Below are 14,168 nucleotides of genomic sequence, written 5' to 3'. Positions count from 1 at the left end.
ATGATGAAATAACAGCATTGCCAATTTACCTTTACTTTATTGATACTAAGGGACTTGGAAAATGATACAAGCATAAGCAATAAAGCTTTTTTAAACGAATATCCTCTTATCTTTAAGATACTTTTTTAAAATTTCTTAGGGATAAGGCCTTCCTTTCCTCCATGGCTACGTAGCAATAAAACTAAACTACTCTATGACTTATTTCCTTTTCTAGTTTTCCTTAAATAAAATCGTTTAAATAAGCTTATTTTAATTGGATTTATGCATATATTATAAGGAGGCAATCAATGGACGAGCTTGTTTTAAAAGAACCTGCAAAAGAGTTTGAAAAAGCGGCCACAGAGCTTAAAAAAGAGTATCTGGAAAACGGAGAAGACCATATTAACGGCACAAGCGGTCTCTTACGCTATGAAAGCTATGATGAGTGGCTTAATATCATTCTCGCAAGGTATAAAGGGGGAACCCCTTCCGGTGTAGCCGCCTCAACTTATTTTACCGTAAGAAAATCCGACGGAAAGATTATAGGAACCATTCAGCTTCGCCATGAGCTTGATGCTGACCTTGAAAAGCATGGCGGACATATCGGCTACGGCATACGGCCTTCTGAGAGAAAAAAGGGCTACGGGAATAAACAGCTCCAATTAATACTCGAAAAGGCACGGGAAATTGGCTTAGATAAGGTAATGATTTCCTGCAATAAAACAAATATGGCTTCTGCCAAGGTGATTATGAAAAACGGCGGACTGCTTACCTATGAAGGTCCCGACGAAGAATACGGCATTATTCAAATATACTGGATAAACTTATAGAAAGCTGAAATCCTAAACTTTTTAGAGGGACCTGCAGGGCTTTGTTTTGAGAATGTATCATTTATTGTAAAGTAAAATAGTTTTAAGGTAGTAATAAAAATCGATTCACTACGGATTCATCGTTATCAAACAAAAAAATAAGTTTGATAACCATAAGAAAATCCTCACATGAAAAAGATTTACAGGCTTACGCTCGTATCCTTTTCCATGTTCGCCTTGTATAAAAACAAGGATTCTCTTTGGAAGCACAGTGAAATTACCTTTATACCCCAATATTATAGGACTTCCAATATATAAAATCAAATAACGGCAGTTTCATAAAAGGCCATTTATTCTATTTCTTCTAAAACACTTTAAGCCTGGGTATAGTCAATTTGCTTTTATACCTTTATCAGCATTTGGTTTTAGGAGTATAAAATAATAGAAAAGCAAATTGACAATGCTGCTATTTCATATAAATTTAAGCGGTATTCGGCTTGGCTGCTGTTTAACTTTAAATTTATAGTAAATTTCACTGAAGGATGTAATAAAAATCTGTTTTTCATAAACGGCTTAAACATATAAAATCCCTATATTTAAGCCATTCAAAATATACGATTTTTATTACTGTTTAATTTGAAATTTACTATACTATATAGAAGCGCTTATATTAAGCCGCTTAAAAAATACGGTTTTTCTTACTGTAATGAAATTGTTTTGCTATATAAAAATACCCCCACGCCATAGAAAAATATTTGGGCAGCAGAGTAAAAGCTTTCATAGGTTTGCTCTCACAGGTCATACAGGCCCTTAGCTTATCTTCCCCTATGGTGAAAGAAATTTACAGCATCATTAAGTTCAGCCGTATTTAAAAATCAATAAAAACTGGTTTACTCCTTAGTTCTGATTGCCGAAATAAAAATATAGCTTTTAAACTGCTTATTATAATTAAAGCAATATAAATACGTATGGCAAATCCATGAAGCAGTCTACCGCCCTTTACAAGGGCAAAAATCTTACTGTTTCCTTTGAATTTAACCTATATGCTTTTACATTTTTACCCGCTAATCATTTTATAGCGTGAATCCGAGATACCATATTTTAATTTATGAATCAACTTCAACAAGTAAAATATATGAATATGCAGATATAAATTTGTTTAGGGAGAAATGGCTATGAGAGAATTTTACATGATGCATAAAGGCAAAATAGATAAAATATTATTCATAATCCTATTCATTGCCGCTTTATATTTATTTTTTAATACTATTTTCAGCTATGTAGCGCCCTTTGTAATCGGGCTTCTGCTTTCTCTTTTGCTGTTTCCTCTCTCAAAAGCTATTGCAAAGTATCTCCATTTGGGCAGAGGCTTTTCGGCCCTTATCTCCATCATTATTTTAGTTTGCGTTATCGGCCTTTTATCAAATCTTCTTTTTTCAAGGATTATCCATGAAGGCAGGCTGTTTTTTGAATCCCTTCCTGATACGATTAAATACGTCGATAAAACCATAGGTGAATTTAATGAAAGGTTCAGCGATTTATATACCTTGGTTCCCGAAGGATTTGAAAATTATATTTCCGATATCGCCGATAATCTGGTTTCCTCTTTAACGTCTACTTTAGGTTCGGGCCTTAAAACCGGCTCTACGGCAATTGTTTCAAAGATCCCTAATTTTATTTTCGGATTCTTCTTAAGCCTTTTATCCTGCTTCTTCTTCATTAAAGACAGGGAGCTTATCCTTAAATCAATTAAAGGTATTATTCCCGAATCCTTAAAAGGTTATTTTAAATTAATGAAGGACGGCATCATTGACGCCGTCCTGGGGTATATCAAGGCCCAGCTTATTATGATGAGCATAATAGCTGTAATCTGTATGACAGGCCTTTTCATCTTAAAGGTCGAATATGCCCTTTTCTTAAGTATTTTAATTGCTTTTGTAGATGCTCTTCCCATATTCGGAAGCGGCTTTTTCTATTGGCCGTGGATTGGCTTTTCTCTTATTACAGGGGATTATTCCATGGCTATAGGCCTTGGCATCACTTATCTTTGCGTATTATTCACAAGGCAGGCCTTGGAGCCTAAAGTTCTCGGCACCCAAATCGGAATACACCCCCTGATTACCCTCATGTCAATTTATGTGGGTCTTCGGGTCTTCGGCGTATTCGGCATATTCATCGGTCCCTTTATCGCCGTTATCATAAAAACCATAGCAACAACACCGGTCGTAAGAAATCCAAAGTTCTTTAGACGTTAATAGAGTCCAGTACGCCCTTAAGCTGGGGATTAAAAGACATAAAAATATGCTTCAGGTATTTTATAAAAAGGTCTAAATTATATAATTCAGGGTTCTTTTTAGAATTATTCAATACCCCTTCAAATATAAACTGGCTCATAATAACAATATCATCTATGCCTTCTTCGGAAATAAGCCCTTCTTCTGCGCATTTATGAAGCAGAAGCTTGTTTCTGATGTCAAAGTCTTTTTCAAAGAAAATATCATTCACATCTTTTGGAAGCTCCTGGCGCTCTTCGGGGAATATTTCATAATATTCCTGAAGGAAAGCAAGTGGGTTGTTCCCGTATTGCGTAAATAAAATAGAAAATATCACAGGGCTTTTCTGTGAGTGCTTAAAATAACATGCCCATATTTTAATGAACTTTTCTATATGGGACATATTTTCGTCTATCTGGGCCTGAAGGTCTACGGCATAATCTTTAAGGCCCTTGATTGCGGCAAAGGCAATCAGTCTTTCGAAATTCCCGAAATAATTATAAATGGTGGCGCTGTTGTAGCCGGCTTTCCCCGCTACATTTCTCGTAGTAAGCTTTTCATAGCCCTCATTGTTAAGAATATCTGATGCTGCTTCTATAAAATACCTCATTGTGCGCTTACGCCTAATATTTTTGTTTGAATAGCCCGAATCCTTATCCATTATTTTCTCCTTATCCATATGCTTATATTTTAATCATCAATTATTTATAATCTAAATTATAGCAGACTTTCTCTCAGATTAGTATATTATTTTCAAAAATATTTAATCAATTTTTCTCCTTTTTTCTATAATCAAGCCTATTTTATTCCTAATCATATAAATATTTATTATAAGTCATCTTAATTATAGTAAATACTTTATTTGATTAAAAAAGATATAAAAGAATTTTTTTAATCAAAACTTATTGATTTAATTGTTGATGGCTGAAGACTACGGAAATTTTTTATTGTTAACTTTTTAACGAAATCTTTTGAAGTAAAAGATTCTTTCTATGGGAAAGATCTGAAGTTTTTATTTTTAAAAAGATATATGTATAAACTGTACGACTCTGTGTTTAGTTTAAAATAAAAAAGTTTAAAAATCATGATTGTCCCCTACATAGTCAAACTGCTTTTATTCTGTAGTAAGTATTTGGGCTCGAAGAAGGTATAAAATAAGAGAAAAGCAATTAGGGCTATGCTACATTTCATTTGAATTCAAATATAATAAATTTTCACTTTTATTTCATAAGATATAATATTAAGTTTCTTCAGATTATTATCCAATCCTCGGCCGGATTGAATGAGCCTTTACAAATAGCGCAGAGACCTTTTAATACATAAAGACATTGTACTGCAAAACAAGATATTTTTTCATCTATGCAATACAAAATATACCTTTTTCTATTGACACCATGGCTTTTTTATACTATGATAATCTCATATTACCGCTAGGGGTGTTTAGTTTTGCTAAACTGAGATTTTACCCTTTGTACCTGCTCTGGATAATGCCAGCGAAGGAAAGCGTACAATTCCCTTTACTTCCTATGCGGTTAAATTATAGGAGGTTTTTTTATGCTTTTTTTATCTATTACCACATTTTTTGAATCTGCTGCCGGCATGGCTTTTAGTGTTGGGGTTGTGGTTCTTCTTATTGTCGCCTTTGCTCTTTTCCTTAAAAGAAAAAGCAGGCTTTCCGTAAAGGCCCTTACATATTCGGCTATTTCCATCGCTCTTGCCATGGTTTTATCAAATATTAAGCTTTTTGATATGCCCCAGGGCGGCACTGTAACGGCATGCAGTATGCTTTTTGTTTCTATTATAGGCTATTGGTTCGGCTTATGGCCGGGGCTTATCGCAGCGGCTACCTATGGTATGCTTCAGCTTATTATAGAGCCTTATGTCATTCACCCTGTTCAGCTTTTAATGGACTATATTTTTGCCTTCGGTGCCTTGGGATTAAGCGGATTATTTATTAACTCCAAATACGGCCTTTATAAGGGCTATATCCTCGGCTGCCTTGCAAGATGCCTTTTCTCCACTCTTTCAGGCATCATCTTTTTTGCCGAATACGCCGGAGACATGCCTGTAGTTTTATATTCCGCGGGATATAATTTAAGCTACATAATCCCTGAAATAATCATAACCTTGATTATTTTAAGGATTCCTGCTTTTAATGCAGCCATTGAAAACATTAAAAATATGGCTGTAAAGGAGTAATTATAGCAAATTTAAACAGGAATAAAACCCTACATTCTTATGCAGGCTCAAGAATACGTGTTTCCTTCAGAAAAATACATTTTTGAACCAGTATGATAGGCTTTGTTACTTCTCATGATAAAATTTACTATAAAATTACAAAATAGCACAAAATAAAAAGGCATTGTGCATGCCTTTTTATTTTGCTTATTATAAATTAAATTGTTCTTTTATCCTTTTTGCAGCAGCTTCTGCCGAAAGATTAGAATTATCAATTTTAATATAATTATCAAACTTTATCTCACCATCGTTACTTACGCAGCGGTAATTCTTATTATCGCTTATCAGCCTTTTATTAGAAAATTCAATATCCCGCTTTGAAGCCTTATGCTTTAGGCGGTTTTCAGTAATATTTCTTGGGATGCAATTAACTCCACATAATAAACATCAGCATTGTTTTTTCTAAATATGTTGGTTACATGTTCAATATAATCCCAATCCGACTTCTGGTCAAAGGCCCATAAATATGTAAATATTAATCCATAATTATTTGATGCGGCAAATTCTTCAAAAATAACCTCTCTCATTTTAGTTATTACTTCCCCGTGAAAATAGCCGAATATTTCAATAATCGGTTCAATAGTCATATGATTATGAAACAAACGCAAATCTGTAATTTGCATAAGTTCCTGTCCCACTGTCATTTTTCCTACTGCGCCGTCCCCGATTAAAAACACTAATTTCAGAAAATTCCCTCCTTGCACTAAAGCTTTTTGCTTGTATGCCCTAAAAGCTAATGGTATTTTATAAAATACCATTAGCTTTTAATTTTTTTCATCTATCTCAATAATTTCGCCGCACTTATTGCAACACACAATGTCCTTTTCTTGCTTTGAAAATCATATTTAAATGTATAAACCTTCCGCAGTTTGAACATCTTGAAATATCAAACATCAAAACAATATCAATGGCAATGAGAAGAAGAGATAAAAAATGGAGATAAAAACTTATCATTGATCCAATAAATAAAATGGCGTAGGCTAATATTATAAGAAAAAGGATTCTTTTTAACGCTTTGCCTGAAACTTTCTCTTTTTCAGCCATAAATAAAACCACCCCAATAAATCAACCATAGTAAGCAAATTTCATCACAGCAGCAAAACCGTATATTTTAATAGCTAAATATAAGACCTTTATAAAAGATAAGTTTTGTATACTCCCTTGGAATATCTTACTATATCTTTAATTCTTTTCATCAATTTCAATGGGCTTTCCGCAGTTTTGGCAATATCTTGCCTTTTTCTTTGACTGAAATATATCGTCTAATTTTACAGGTCCTCCGCAGTAAGGGCATCTTGCTTTACGCTGGGCTAAAACAGCCGCCCAAATGAGGATTGCCAAGGATAGAATATAAATATATTTTGAAACCGGTCCCCAAAAGTAATCCGCCATAGGCCCTACCACAAAAATTAATACAATGGATAATATAATAAGAAATAGAATCTTATTTATGGCTTTTTTAGATATTTTTTTATTCATGATGACCTCCCTAAAAAAAGCATATTTAATTCATTTTATTTATACCAGCCGAATAAATAATCCTTTTATTATCCTTACTTGATTCGATATGAAATAGTACATTGTCAAATGAAACAGAGAAAATCCTGTGATTGGATTGAATTATTGTTTAACGACATTTTAAATCTAACGGCATTTCCCGGAGCAAAGATTTTATTGTTTTTTCTTATCGGATATAATAAATAAACTTAGAAAAGACCAAGTTTATTTATAAGACTTAAGAACAACCCTATTTAAAATTAAAAAGGGAAAAGCAGTTTTAAATTTTAACAAGCGGTATATCATTTCAAGCCCAATATTCACTTCGGAATAAAGACAAATTAACTATATCATATAAAATAAGCTAAAATCTTTCGGAAAATTCCTTATTGAGAACTTTCGCTTCAAAATTTTAGCTCTTATTAAAAAGTTATTTTATATTATTTTATGTATTATAAGTGGGCAGATTTTTCCATAGAGAGGACTATTATGGTTTTTAAGACCCTTATTCTCCCGCTTTTGCAGCCATCTTCAATGCTTCGGTTCCTCTCGGCTTGTTTTGGACAAGACCCATGGCTTTTTTAAGGGCAGTCTCATCTTCATAAGATAAGCCATAGGTGGACTTTCCATTTTCAACAGGCTTGCAGTATGTATGAGAGCCGTCTCTTGAGAAAATAGTGTTTATTATAATACCATCATCATTTGCATCAAGTAAAGCAAGGGCATAGGATAAATCCCCTCCCATGTTTTCAAAGGGATTGTATCTTACGATTCCCACCTTTTGAATACAGGGCTTCAGCCTTTCAAAAAGTTCTTCTATGTCACTTACAGCTTTTTCATATTTATTGTCTACGGCTTCCACATAGGCATAATAATCTGTAAGAATTTCTTCTATACTATGCCTGGAGCTTTTTGTCCCCATAAACTTATTTATTCTTTTATTCAATTTATAGAACAAAACCAAAAGTATAATAATAGCAATAATACTGATAGCCAATAATCCTAATAATACATAAATAAATACGTCGTTTTCTAAAGTAATAAAACCGTTCACCTGCAATTACTCCCTGCTAAAAGATTTAAATATGCCCATAAGCCTGTCAAGCTCATCTTCTGAATAGTATTCGATTTCAATTTTACCTTTATTCTTTCCGTCTTTTATATTTACTTTGGTACCGAATATATTTTTAAGGTCGTCTTCAAGCCTTGCATATAGAGGCGAAGACTTTTCTACGATTTTTTTCTTTTCAGTGCCTTCCTTCAAGAGCCTGTCTATTAAAAGGCCTGCTTCTTTTACACTTAATTCATTTTCCATGATTCTTTCAGCCGCTTCAAATTGCAGGCTATTATCGCTGATATCCAGAAGCCTTCTGCCGTGCCCTATGAGAAGTCTTCCCTCTGTAATAAAATTCTGCACTCTGGGATCAAGACTCAATAAAGAAATCATGCTGCCTATGGTGTTCCTGCTTTTGCCTACTTTTGCGGCTATATCTTCTTTTTTAAAGAAAAATATGTCTATCAGCTTTTGATAGCAAAGGGCTTCCTCTATGGGGTTTAAGTCCTCTCTTTGAATATTTTCTATGAGAGCTATTTGTAAAGTTTCCAAATCCCCATAATTTCTTATAATTGCCGGAACAGTGTTTAATTTTGCTATTCTTGCCGCCCGCCATCTTCTTTCTCCGGCGACGATGGTATAATAGCCGTCCTTTTCATTCAAAATAAGAGGCTGTATAACACCGAATTCCTTTATGGATTCCGCAAGCTCATTCAAACTGTCCTGATTGAAGTTTTTCCTGGGCTGATCTTTATTGGGCTCTATTTTATTAATATCAATTTCTATAACGCTGCCTTTATCTTCAGCTTTTTCTTCCGTCGATATTAAGGCACCAAGGCCTTTGCCTAAACCTCTCTTTTGTACTGCCAATTAATAGTTCCCCCTTTCAATAACCTCTTCTGCCAATAATTCATAAGCTTCCGCCCCTTTGGACTTCTTATCGTACATGCTTATGGGCAGGCCATAGCTTGGGGCTTCGCTTAAACGGACATTTCTCGGTATGATGCTTCTGTAAACATCTTTATCAAGAAATTTCTTTACCTCCTCTACCACCTGCATGGAAAGATTCGTTCTTGCGTCATACATGGTAAATACGACCCCTTCAATTTTCAATAAAGGATTCAGCTGTTTTTGAACAAGCTTTATTGTATGAAGAAGCTGGGTAAGCCCTTCTAAGGCAAAATACTCACATTGGATAGGAACCAAAATAGAGTCTGCTGCCGTAAGGGCATTTATTGTCAGCAGATTGAGAGAAGGCGGACAGTCTATTAATACAAAATCATATAAATACCTTGTGTTGTCTAACACATTTTTCAAGATATATTCTCTGTTTTCATAGGATATAAGCTCTATTTCAGAGCCTGCCAAGTTCATATTGGCAGGAATCAAAGACAGATTTTCAACGGGGGTAGTCACCATAACCTTTTCCAAATAGCTCTCGCCAAGCAAAATATTGTAAAGGGTTTCCGTTAAATTGTCCTTCTCTATGCCAAAGCCGCTTGTTGTATTCCCCTGGGGGTCGCTGTCAATTACAAGCACCTTTTTACCCATTTCAGCTAGGCTAGCGCTTAAATTGATTGTGGTTGTGGTCTTACCCACGCCTCCCTTTTGATTTGCAACAGCAATTACTCTGCTCAATTTATCTCCACTCCTAGGCCTTTTCTGCTTGTTGAACGTTTTTTCCATATTCCCTCGCCATTTTTCATGATGTCAAATCCTTTTTGGATTGCTTTCTTGATTATAACATAATTCCTGTCCATACTCCTATACTTTAATGTCAAATACTTAAATTTTTACTATATCTTAATATGTCGCAGAGTTGAACTCGACGCAACATAATAAAAAACTCTACGATCATGCACAAATTTGTGCGTAAACGTAGAGTTCAATACTGCATTTAATTCCTCTGCTCTTGATAATATTACAAAATAATCCAAAATAATGTTATATTATAGCATATGACTTTAAATCTATCAAATAAAAATATTATTTCTGGGAATCGCTGTTTTTATTTATGAAAGCCCTATATATAATGAATATACCTGCAATAATAATAAATCCGCCGATTAAGGTATTGAAAAAGTCATATAAGAACCAATAACCTGTATCCCCTAAAAGATTATAGAATACTCTTTCAAAATAATAGCCTAATTTCTTAAAAGCGCTTAATGCTGCAACAAGAACAACACCCATAATTATAATGCCTTTATACTTAATGAAAAATGGGGCAATATCATTCACGTCATCTTTTACATATTCGCCAAGAAGAATATGCCTTCTGTAATTAAATCCGTCAAAGAAAGAATAGCACATTAATATAAAAACAATGAACAATATGGAAGGAGCACTTAAAAAGGCAGTTAAAAATATAAGGAGGAAGAAGCTTGACATAAAGAAAAGCCCTCTTTTCATCAGTCCCATATACATATAGTTGAGCCCCGGTATAGCAGAAAGGCAGAACAGGAAAAAAGCATTAATGTCTTTTATAGGTTCCGGCATCCCCGGCGCCATAGGCGGCCTGCTTCTTCTATAATGATTTCTTTCGCCGTGGCCGCCGCCTCTTCCGGAAGCAACCTTTTCCACGCACTTTTTGCACATATATCTTCCATTAACATCTACGGCACATTCTTCACATATATAATTGCCGCATTCGCTGCATCTTGTAACAGCTTCTTTCTGGCTATGCGTATAGCAGTTCACAATATACATCTCCTTTAACCATGATTTCGCTAAAATTTCTTTGCCCTTTTGCAGATTAATATAAGGAAAATTTACAAGCCTTTAATGCATATCCAAATTCCTTATAAATCTGTAAAATCAAGCATTTTGTAAAATATTTTATTAAGGTTTAATAATCCTTATGGCATATAGCAAATAAACCTATATTCTTAAATTCATTTACTATTTCACCGTTCATATCAATAAATACGGTAAATAATTTATAAGGTTTCATTTAAAACAGAGAAATTTACAATTGTAATAAAACTTAATAATTTACTTAATTTTTCTCTTTATATTCATGGAAATATGCTGTTAAGAAAATAATAAGTTTTCTTTTGAAAATAATCTACCATTTGCTGAACCTCAATAAAATAAAAAAGAAGCCCAACTCTAATAATATAAATTAATAAACAACTTTTTATCTTTCTTAGCTGTAAGTAAAACCCTTTAAGTTTATTACAGTAACAAAAACCGTAGAATAGCTTATGTAAGTGCTCCTGTTATATTAAACCATTTATGAAAAATAGATTTCTATTACTTCCTCAAAGAACTATTTCACTATATAAGAAGAGTGCTCCCCTGAAAAAACTATTTGCAAGCTTGCACTTCTATAATCTTTCAAATTTCTTTAATTATAGCAACTCATAAAAAACGGCAAGAACAGTTCCTGCCGTTTAAAGTACAATTTTATATTCTTGATTTATATAAATAATTTCACGAAGAGAGTGAATTCATAGCTAAAACTTTACTTCATTTGGTTTTATAGTAAATTTAACATTAAAAGCAGCCCAAACCGGATAACTCCATAGACTAAAAAATATACTGTTTCCGAAGGAAATTGATATTTTTGAGTCTATAATAAATTAGTTCATTACTGCTTCATAAGAAGTTTACTATAGTTATATTACATCTTTTCGGGGGCCGAAACATTAATAAGGGCAAGCCCTGACTTAATAATCTGCTTTACGGCACTGGTAAGCTTTAAGCGTGCCTTCTTTTCTGCATCAGGAGAATTTAAAATTGAATTATCCTGATAGAACTTATTAAAGGCCTGCGCGATATCCACAAGATGCCTTGTAATTAAATAAGGCTCATATCTTTCAGCCGCTTCCTTTATTTTATCGGGATAACTGTATAAAAGCTTCGCAACCTCATAAGACGCATCATCTGTAAGAACAGAATAATCGGCGTCTGAATAATCGAAATCACCGGCTTTTTCCAAAATGCTTCCTGCCCTCGCATGGGTGTACTGAACATAAGGGGCAGTTTCCCCTTCAAAGTTAAGCATTCTGTCCCAAGAGAAGAGAACGTCTTTAATCCTTGAATTATATAAATCATTAAAAATAATAGCGCCGATACCAATCTTTTCCGCGACCTCCTCCTTATTTGCAAGGCCGGGGTTTTTTTCTTCAATGATTTCTTTCGTTTTATTTACAGCTTCGTTTAAAATATCTTCCATAAAAATCACATTGCCGCTTCTGGTGGAAAGCTTTCCGGATTCAAGGTTTACAAGACCATAAGGGATATGGTCCATATCCTTTGCCCATTCATAGCCCATAAGCTCAAGCACCTTAAACCACTGGGCAAAATGAAGCTTCTGCTCCGAGCCTGTGATATAAAGGGATTTGTAAAAATCAAATTGCTGCTTTCTGTATTTTGCGGCGGCAATATCCCTTGTAGGATAAAGTGTTCCGCCGTCGCTTCTTAAAATCAGGCAAGGCGGCATATTATATTCGGATAAGTCCACAATCATAGCGCCATCGCTTTCAACAAGAAGGTTCTTTTCCTTAAGCTCCTCTACGATAGGCCACATTTTATCATTATAAAAGCTCTCACCGGTGAAATAGTCAAACTGAATATGAAGCCTGTCATAAACAGCATTAAATTCCTTCATGCTGATTTCTACAATCCATTTCCAAAGCTTTAATGCCTCGCCGTCCCCTTCCTGCATTTTCAGAAGCCAATTTCTTGCTTCATCGTTAAGAACGGGGTTTTTGTCGGCTTCGTCATGGAATTTTACATAAAGGCTTACAAGCTCTTTAATGCCTCTTTCTTCAACTAAATCCTTGTTTCCCCAATTTTTATAGGCGACAATCATTTTGCCGAACTGAGTTCCCCAGTCTCCTAAATGGTTTACGGAAATAGCATTATATCCTAAAAATTTATAAATATTATAAAGAGCGGCACCGATAACCGTTGTACGCAGATGGCCTACATGGAAAGGCTTCGCAACGTTAGGGGAAGAATAATCCATCACCACATTTTTTCCGCTACCCATATCAGAGCTTCCGTAAAGTGCGCCTTTTTCCAGCACCTCTTCAATCACATTTTGAACGTAAGCCGTTTTTTTCAGTTTAAAATTAATATAAGCAGAAAGGCTTTCCACAGATTCGATAATGCCCTCAGAAGCGATAGATTCGGCGGCTTCCTTAGCAATAATATTAGGGGATTTCCTTAAAGTTTTTGCAAGTTTAAAGCACGGGAAGGAATAATCGCCCATTTCCGAATTTGCGGGTATTTCAATGCCTGCGTAAGCTTCCTCTGTGCTGATGGAAAGAGCTTTTGAAAGCTTATCTGCCAGTTCAAGTTTAAAATCCATAATTTCCTCCAAATATTTTAAATAATCATGTCAAAATTTTATGAAATAAAGTATATTTTATATATCCTTATCCTTATTGTAATAAACCTCTATTGCAGCAGGGATATTCCTGATTTCCACAGGCATATCAGGGCCTCTTTCCCCGTCTATATCGGTTTCAAGAAAAAGCTCGTTGGTTTCTTCCGCAGTAGATTCTATCTTTATATAATTATCCTGAAAGTATATAATATTAGGGTCATCAAGATAATCCCCTTTAAATATCTTTAAAAATAAAAGAGCGATGTCCTTAATAGGAACGGATTTAAAAGCGATAAAATCAAAAACCCCATCATAAATAGAGGCCTTTGGCGCAAGCCTGTCAAAGCTTCCCGCTCCTGCACTGTTAAGAACTAAAATTAAATAAACATTTTCTTCTATTACTTCCTTGGAATTGGTAACTCTTACAGGCATGGGAACAAAGTTTTGCACCTGCTCTATGCCTTTAATATAATAAGCAAGTTTGCCAAGGGTATTTTTAAAATTCTCATCGATATTCTGGGAAATATTGGTTAAAAGGCCAGCGCCGCATACATTGACGAAATACTTTCCGTTTACGATGCCGATGTCGCTTTTTAAGGTATTTCCTTTGGCGATAATCTTACAGGCTTCCTCGGGCTCTTTGGGCATACCCAGAAAAGAAGCATAATCATTGGCCGTACCGCTGGGTATGATGCCAAGCTTTACATTAAGCTTATTTTCCATAATGGCATTGATGGTCATATTAATCGTACCGTCGCCGCCGCAGGTTACTATAGTATCGATATTTTCATCTTGAAGACCTGCAATATGCTCTTCAATACTGCCTTTTTGGACGCTTCGAAAAATACTCACGTCAAAGCCGCCCTCTTGAAGCACTCTGATGCAGCTGTCAAGCTTGTTTTTAAAACTCTTATCCCCTGCATTGGGGTTATATATTAACTTAAGTTTTTTCATATAAAAACTCCCCTATAATAATTAAA

Annotated in this window: 13 protein-coding genes and 1 riboswitch; of the genes, 3 read left to right on the top strand and 10 right to left on the bottom strand. The window is 34.7% G+C overall.

Annotation, left to right across the window (positions count from 1 at the left end; all coding sequences use genetic code 11):
* Window positions 1-287 precede the first annotated feature (287 nt).
* Both NBX03_RS00145 and ytvI read left to right on the top strand, forming a co-directional pair.
* Entirely contained in the window at window positions 288-809 is a 522-nt protein-coding gene (locus NBX03_RS00145) for a GNAT family N-acetyltransferase (RefSeq protein ID WP_250228755.1), read from the top strand.
* A 1,154-nt stretch (window positions 810-1,963) separates the two neighbouring features.
* Entirely contained in the window at window positions 1,964-3,043 is a 1,080-nt protein-coding gene (gene ytvI, locus NBX03_RS00140) for a sporulation integral membrane protein YtvI (protein WP_250228754.1), read from the top strand.
* Here ytvI and NBX03_RS00135 read toward each other — a convergent pair.
* Complete coding sequence (locus NBX03_RS00135; protein WP_250228753.1) at window positions 3,033-3,722, bottom strand: TetR/AcrR family transcriptional regulator; 690 nt, start codon at window positions 3,720-3,722, stop codon at window positions 3,033-3,035. The genes ytvI and NBX03_RS00135 overlap by 11 nt on opposite strands.
* A 761-nt stretch (window positions 3,723-4,483) precedes the next feature.
* A riboswitch (TPP riboswitch) is annotated at window positions 4,484-4,580 on the top strand.
* A gap of 35 nt (window positions 4,581-4,615) precedes the next feature.
* On the opposite strand from NBX03_RS00135, the gene NBX03_RS00130 reads away from it, so the two are divergent.
* Window positions 4,616-5,260, top strand: coding sequence for an energy-coupled thiamine transporter ThiT (locus tag NBX03_RS00130; protein ID WP_250228752.1), 645 nt, complete (start codon window positions 4,616-4,618; stop codon window positions 5,258-5,260).
* Window positions 5,261-5,631: 371 nt separating this feature from the next.
* On the opposite strand, the gene NBX03_RS00125 is transcribed toward NBX03_RS00130, so the two are convergent.
* From NBX03_RS00125 to NBX03_RS00085, 9 genes are all read right to left on the bottom strand, one after another.
* Entirely contained in the window at window positions 5,632-5,976 is a 345-nt protein-coding gene (locus NBX03_RS00125; protein ID WP_250228751.1) for a hypothetical protein, read from the bottom strand.
* Between the two features lie 124 nt (window positions 5,977-6,100).
* Window positions 6,101-6,343 (bottom strand): hypothetical protein, encoded by a 243-nt coding sequence (locus NBX03_RS00120; RefSeq protein WP_250228750.1) that lies wholly within the window; start codon window positions 6,341-6,343, stop codon window positions 6,101-6,103.
* Window positions 6,344-6,481: 138 nt separating this feature from the next.
* Window positions 6,482-6,778 carry a hypothetical protein gene (locus NBX03_RS00115; RefSeq protein WP_250228749.1) on the bottom strand — a complete coding sequence of 99 codons (297 nt, stop codon included), beginning with the start codon at window positions 6,776-6,778 and terminating at the stop codon, window positions 6,482-6,484.
* 523 nt (window positions 6,779-7,301) lie between these two features.
* Window positions 7,302-7,850 carry a DUF4446 family protein gene (locus NBX03_RS00110; protein WP_250228748.1) on the bottom strand — a complete coding sequence of 183 codons (549 nt, stop codon included), beginning with the start codon at window positions 7,848-7,850 and terminating at the stop codon, window positions 7,302-7,304.
* Between the two features lie 6 nt (window positions 7,851-7,856).
* Window positions 7,857-8,720: a ParB/RepB/Spo0J family partition protein gene (locus tag NBX03_RS00105; RefSeq protein ID WP_250228747.1), complete on the bottom strand. Its 864-nt coding sequence runs from the start codon at window positions 8,718-8,720 to the stop codon at window positions 7,857-7,859.
* Window positions 8,721-9,488: a ParA family protein gene (locus NBX03_RS00100; RefSeq protein ID WP_250228746.1), complete on the bottom strand. Its 768-nt coding sequence runs from the start codon at window positions 9,486-9,488 to the stop codon at window positions 8,721-8,723.
* Window positions 9,489-9,836: 348 nt separating this feature from the next.
* Window positions 9,837-10,550 (bottom strand): hypothetical protein, encoded by a 714-nt coding sequence (locus NBX03_RS00095; protein WP_250228745.1) that lies wholly within the window; start codon window positions 10,548-10,550, stop codon window positions 9,837-9,839.
* A 925-nt stretch (window positions 10,551-11,475) separates the two neighbouring features.
* On the bottom strand, window positions 11,476-13,170 hold the full coding sequence (argS, locus tag NBX03_RS00090) for an arginine--tRNA ligase (RefSeq protein WP_250228744.1): 1,695 nt from the start codon (window positions 13,168-13,170) through the stop codon (window positions 11,476-11,478).
* A 57-nt stretch (window positions 13,171-13,227) separates the two neighbouring features.
* Window positions 13,228-14,142, bottom strand: coding sequence for a YegS/Rv2252/BmrU family lipid kinase (locus NBX03_RS00085; RefSeq protein ID WP_250228743.1), 915 nt, complete (start codon window positions 14,140-14,142; stop codon window positions 13,228-13,230).
* Between the last annotated feature and the right edge of the window lie 26 nt (window positions 14,143-14,168).

Source organism: Anaeropeptidivorans aminofermentans (genome assembly GCF_940670685.1).
GTDB classification, from domain to species: domain Bacteria; phylum Bacillota; class Clostridia; order Lachnospirales; family UBA5962; genus Anaeropeptidivorans; species Anaeropeptidivorans aminofermentans.
Note: the sequence above shows the minus strand (reverse complement) of the source record. Positions and strands in the feature narration are given on the sequence as shown.

Coding starts and splice junctions, on each gene's coding strand:
- NBX03_RS00145 (WP_250228755.1), top strand. CDS start 288: ATGGACGAGCTTGTTTTAAAAGAACCTGCAAAAGAGTTTGAAAAAGCG.
- ytvI (WP_250228754.1), top strand. CDS start 1,964: ATGAGAGAATTTTACATGATGCATAAAGGCAAAATAGATAAAATATTA.
- NBX03_RS00135 (WP_250228753.1), bottom strand. CDS start 3,722: ATGGATAAGGATTCGGGCTATTCAAACAAAAATATTAGGCGTAAGCGC.
- NBX03_RS00130 (WP_250228752.1), top strand. CDS start 4,616: ATGCTTTTTTTATCTATTACCACATTTTTTGAATCTGCTGCCGGCATG.
- NBX03_RS00120 (WP_250228750.1), bottom strand. CDS start 6,343: ATGGCTGAAAAAGAGAAAGTTTCAGGCAAAGCGTTAAAAAGAATCCTT.
- NBX03_RS00115 (WP_250228749.1), bottom strand. CDS start 6,778: ATGAATAAAAAAATATCTAAAAAAGCCATAAATAAGATTCTATTTCTT.
- argS (WP_250228744.1), bottom strand. CDS start 13,170: ATGGATTTTAAACTTGAACTGGCAGATAAGCTTTCAAAAGCTCTTTCC.
- NBX03_RS00085 (WP_250228743.1), bottom strand. CDS start 14,142: ATGAAAAAACTTAAGTTAATATATAACCCCAATGCAGGGGATAAGAGT.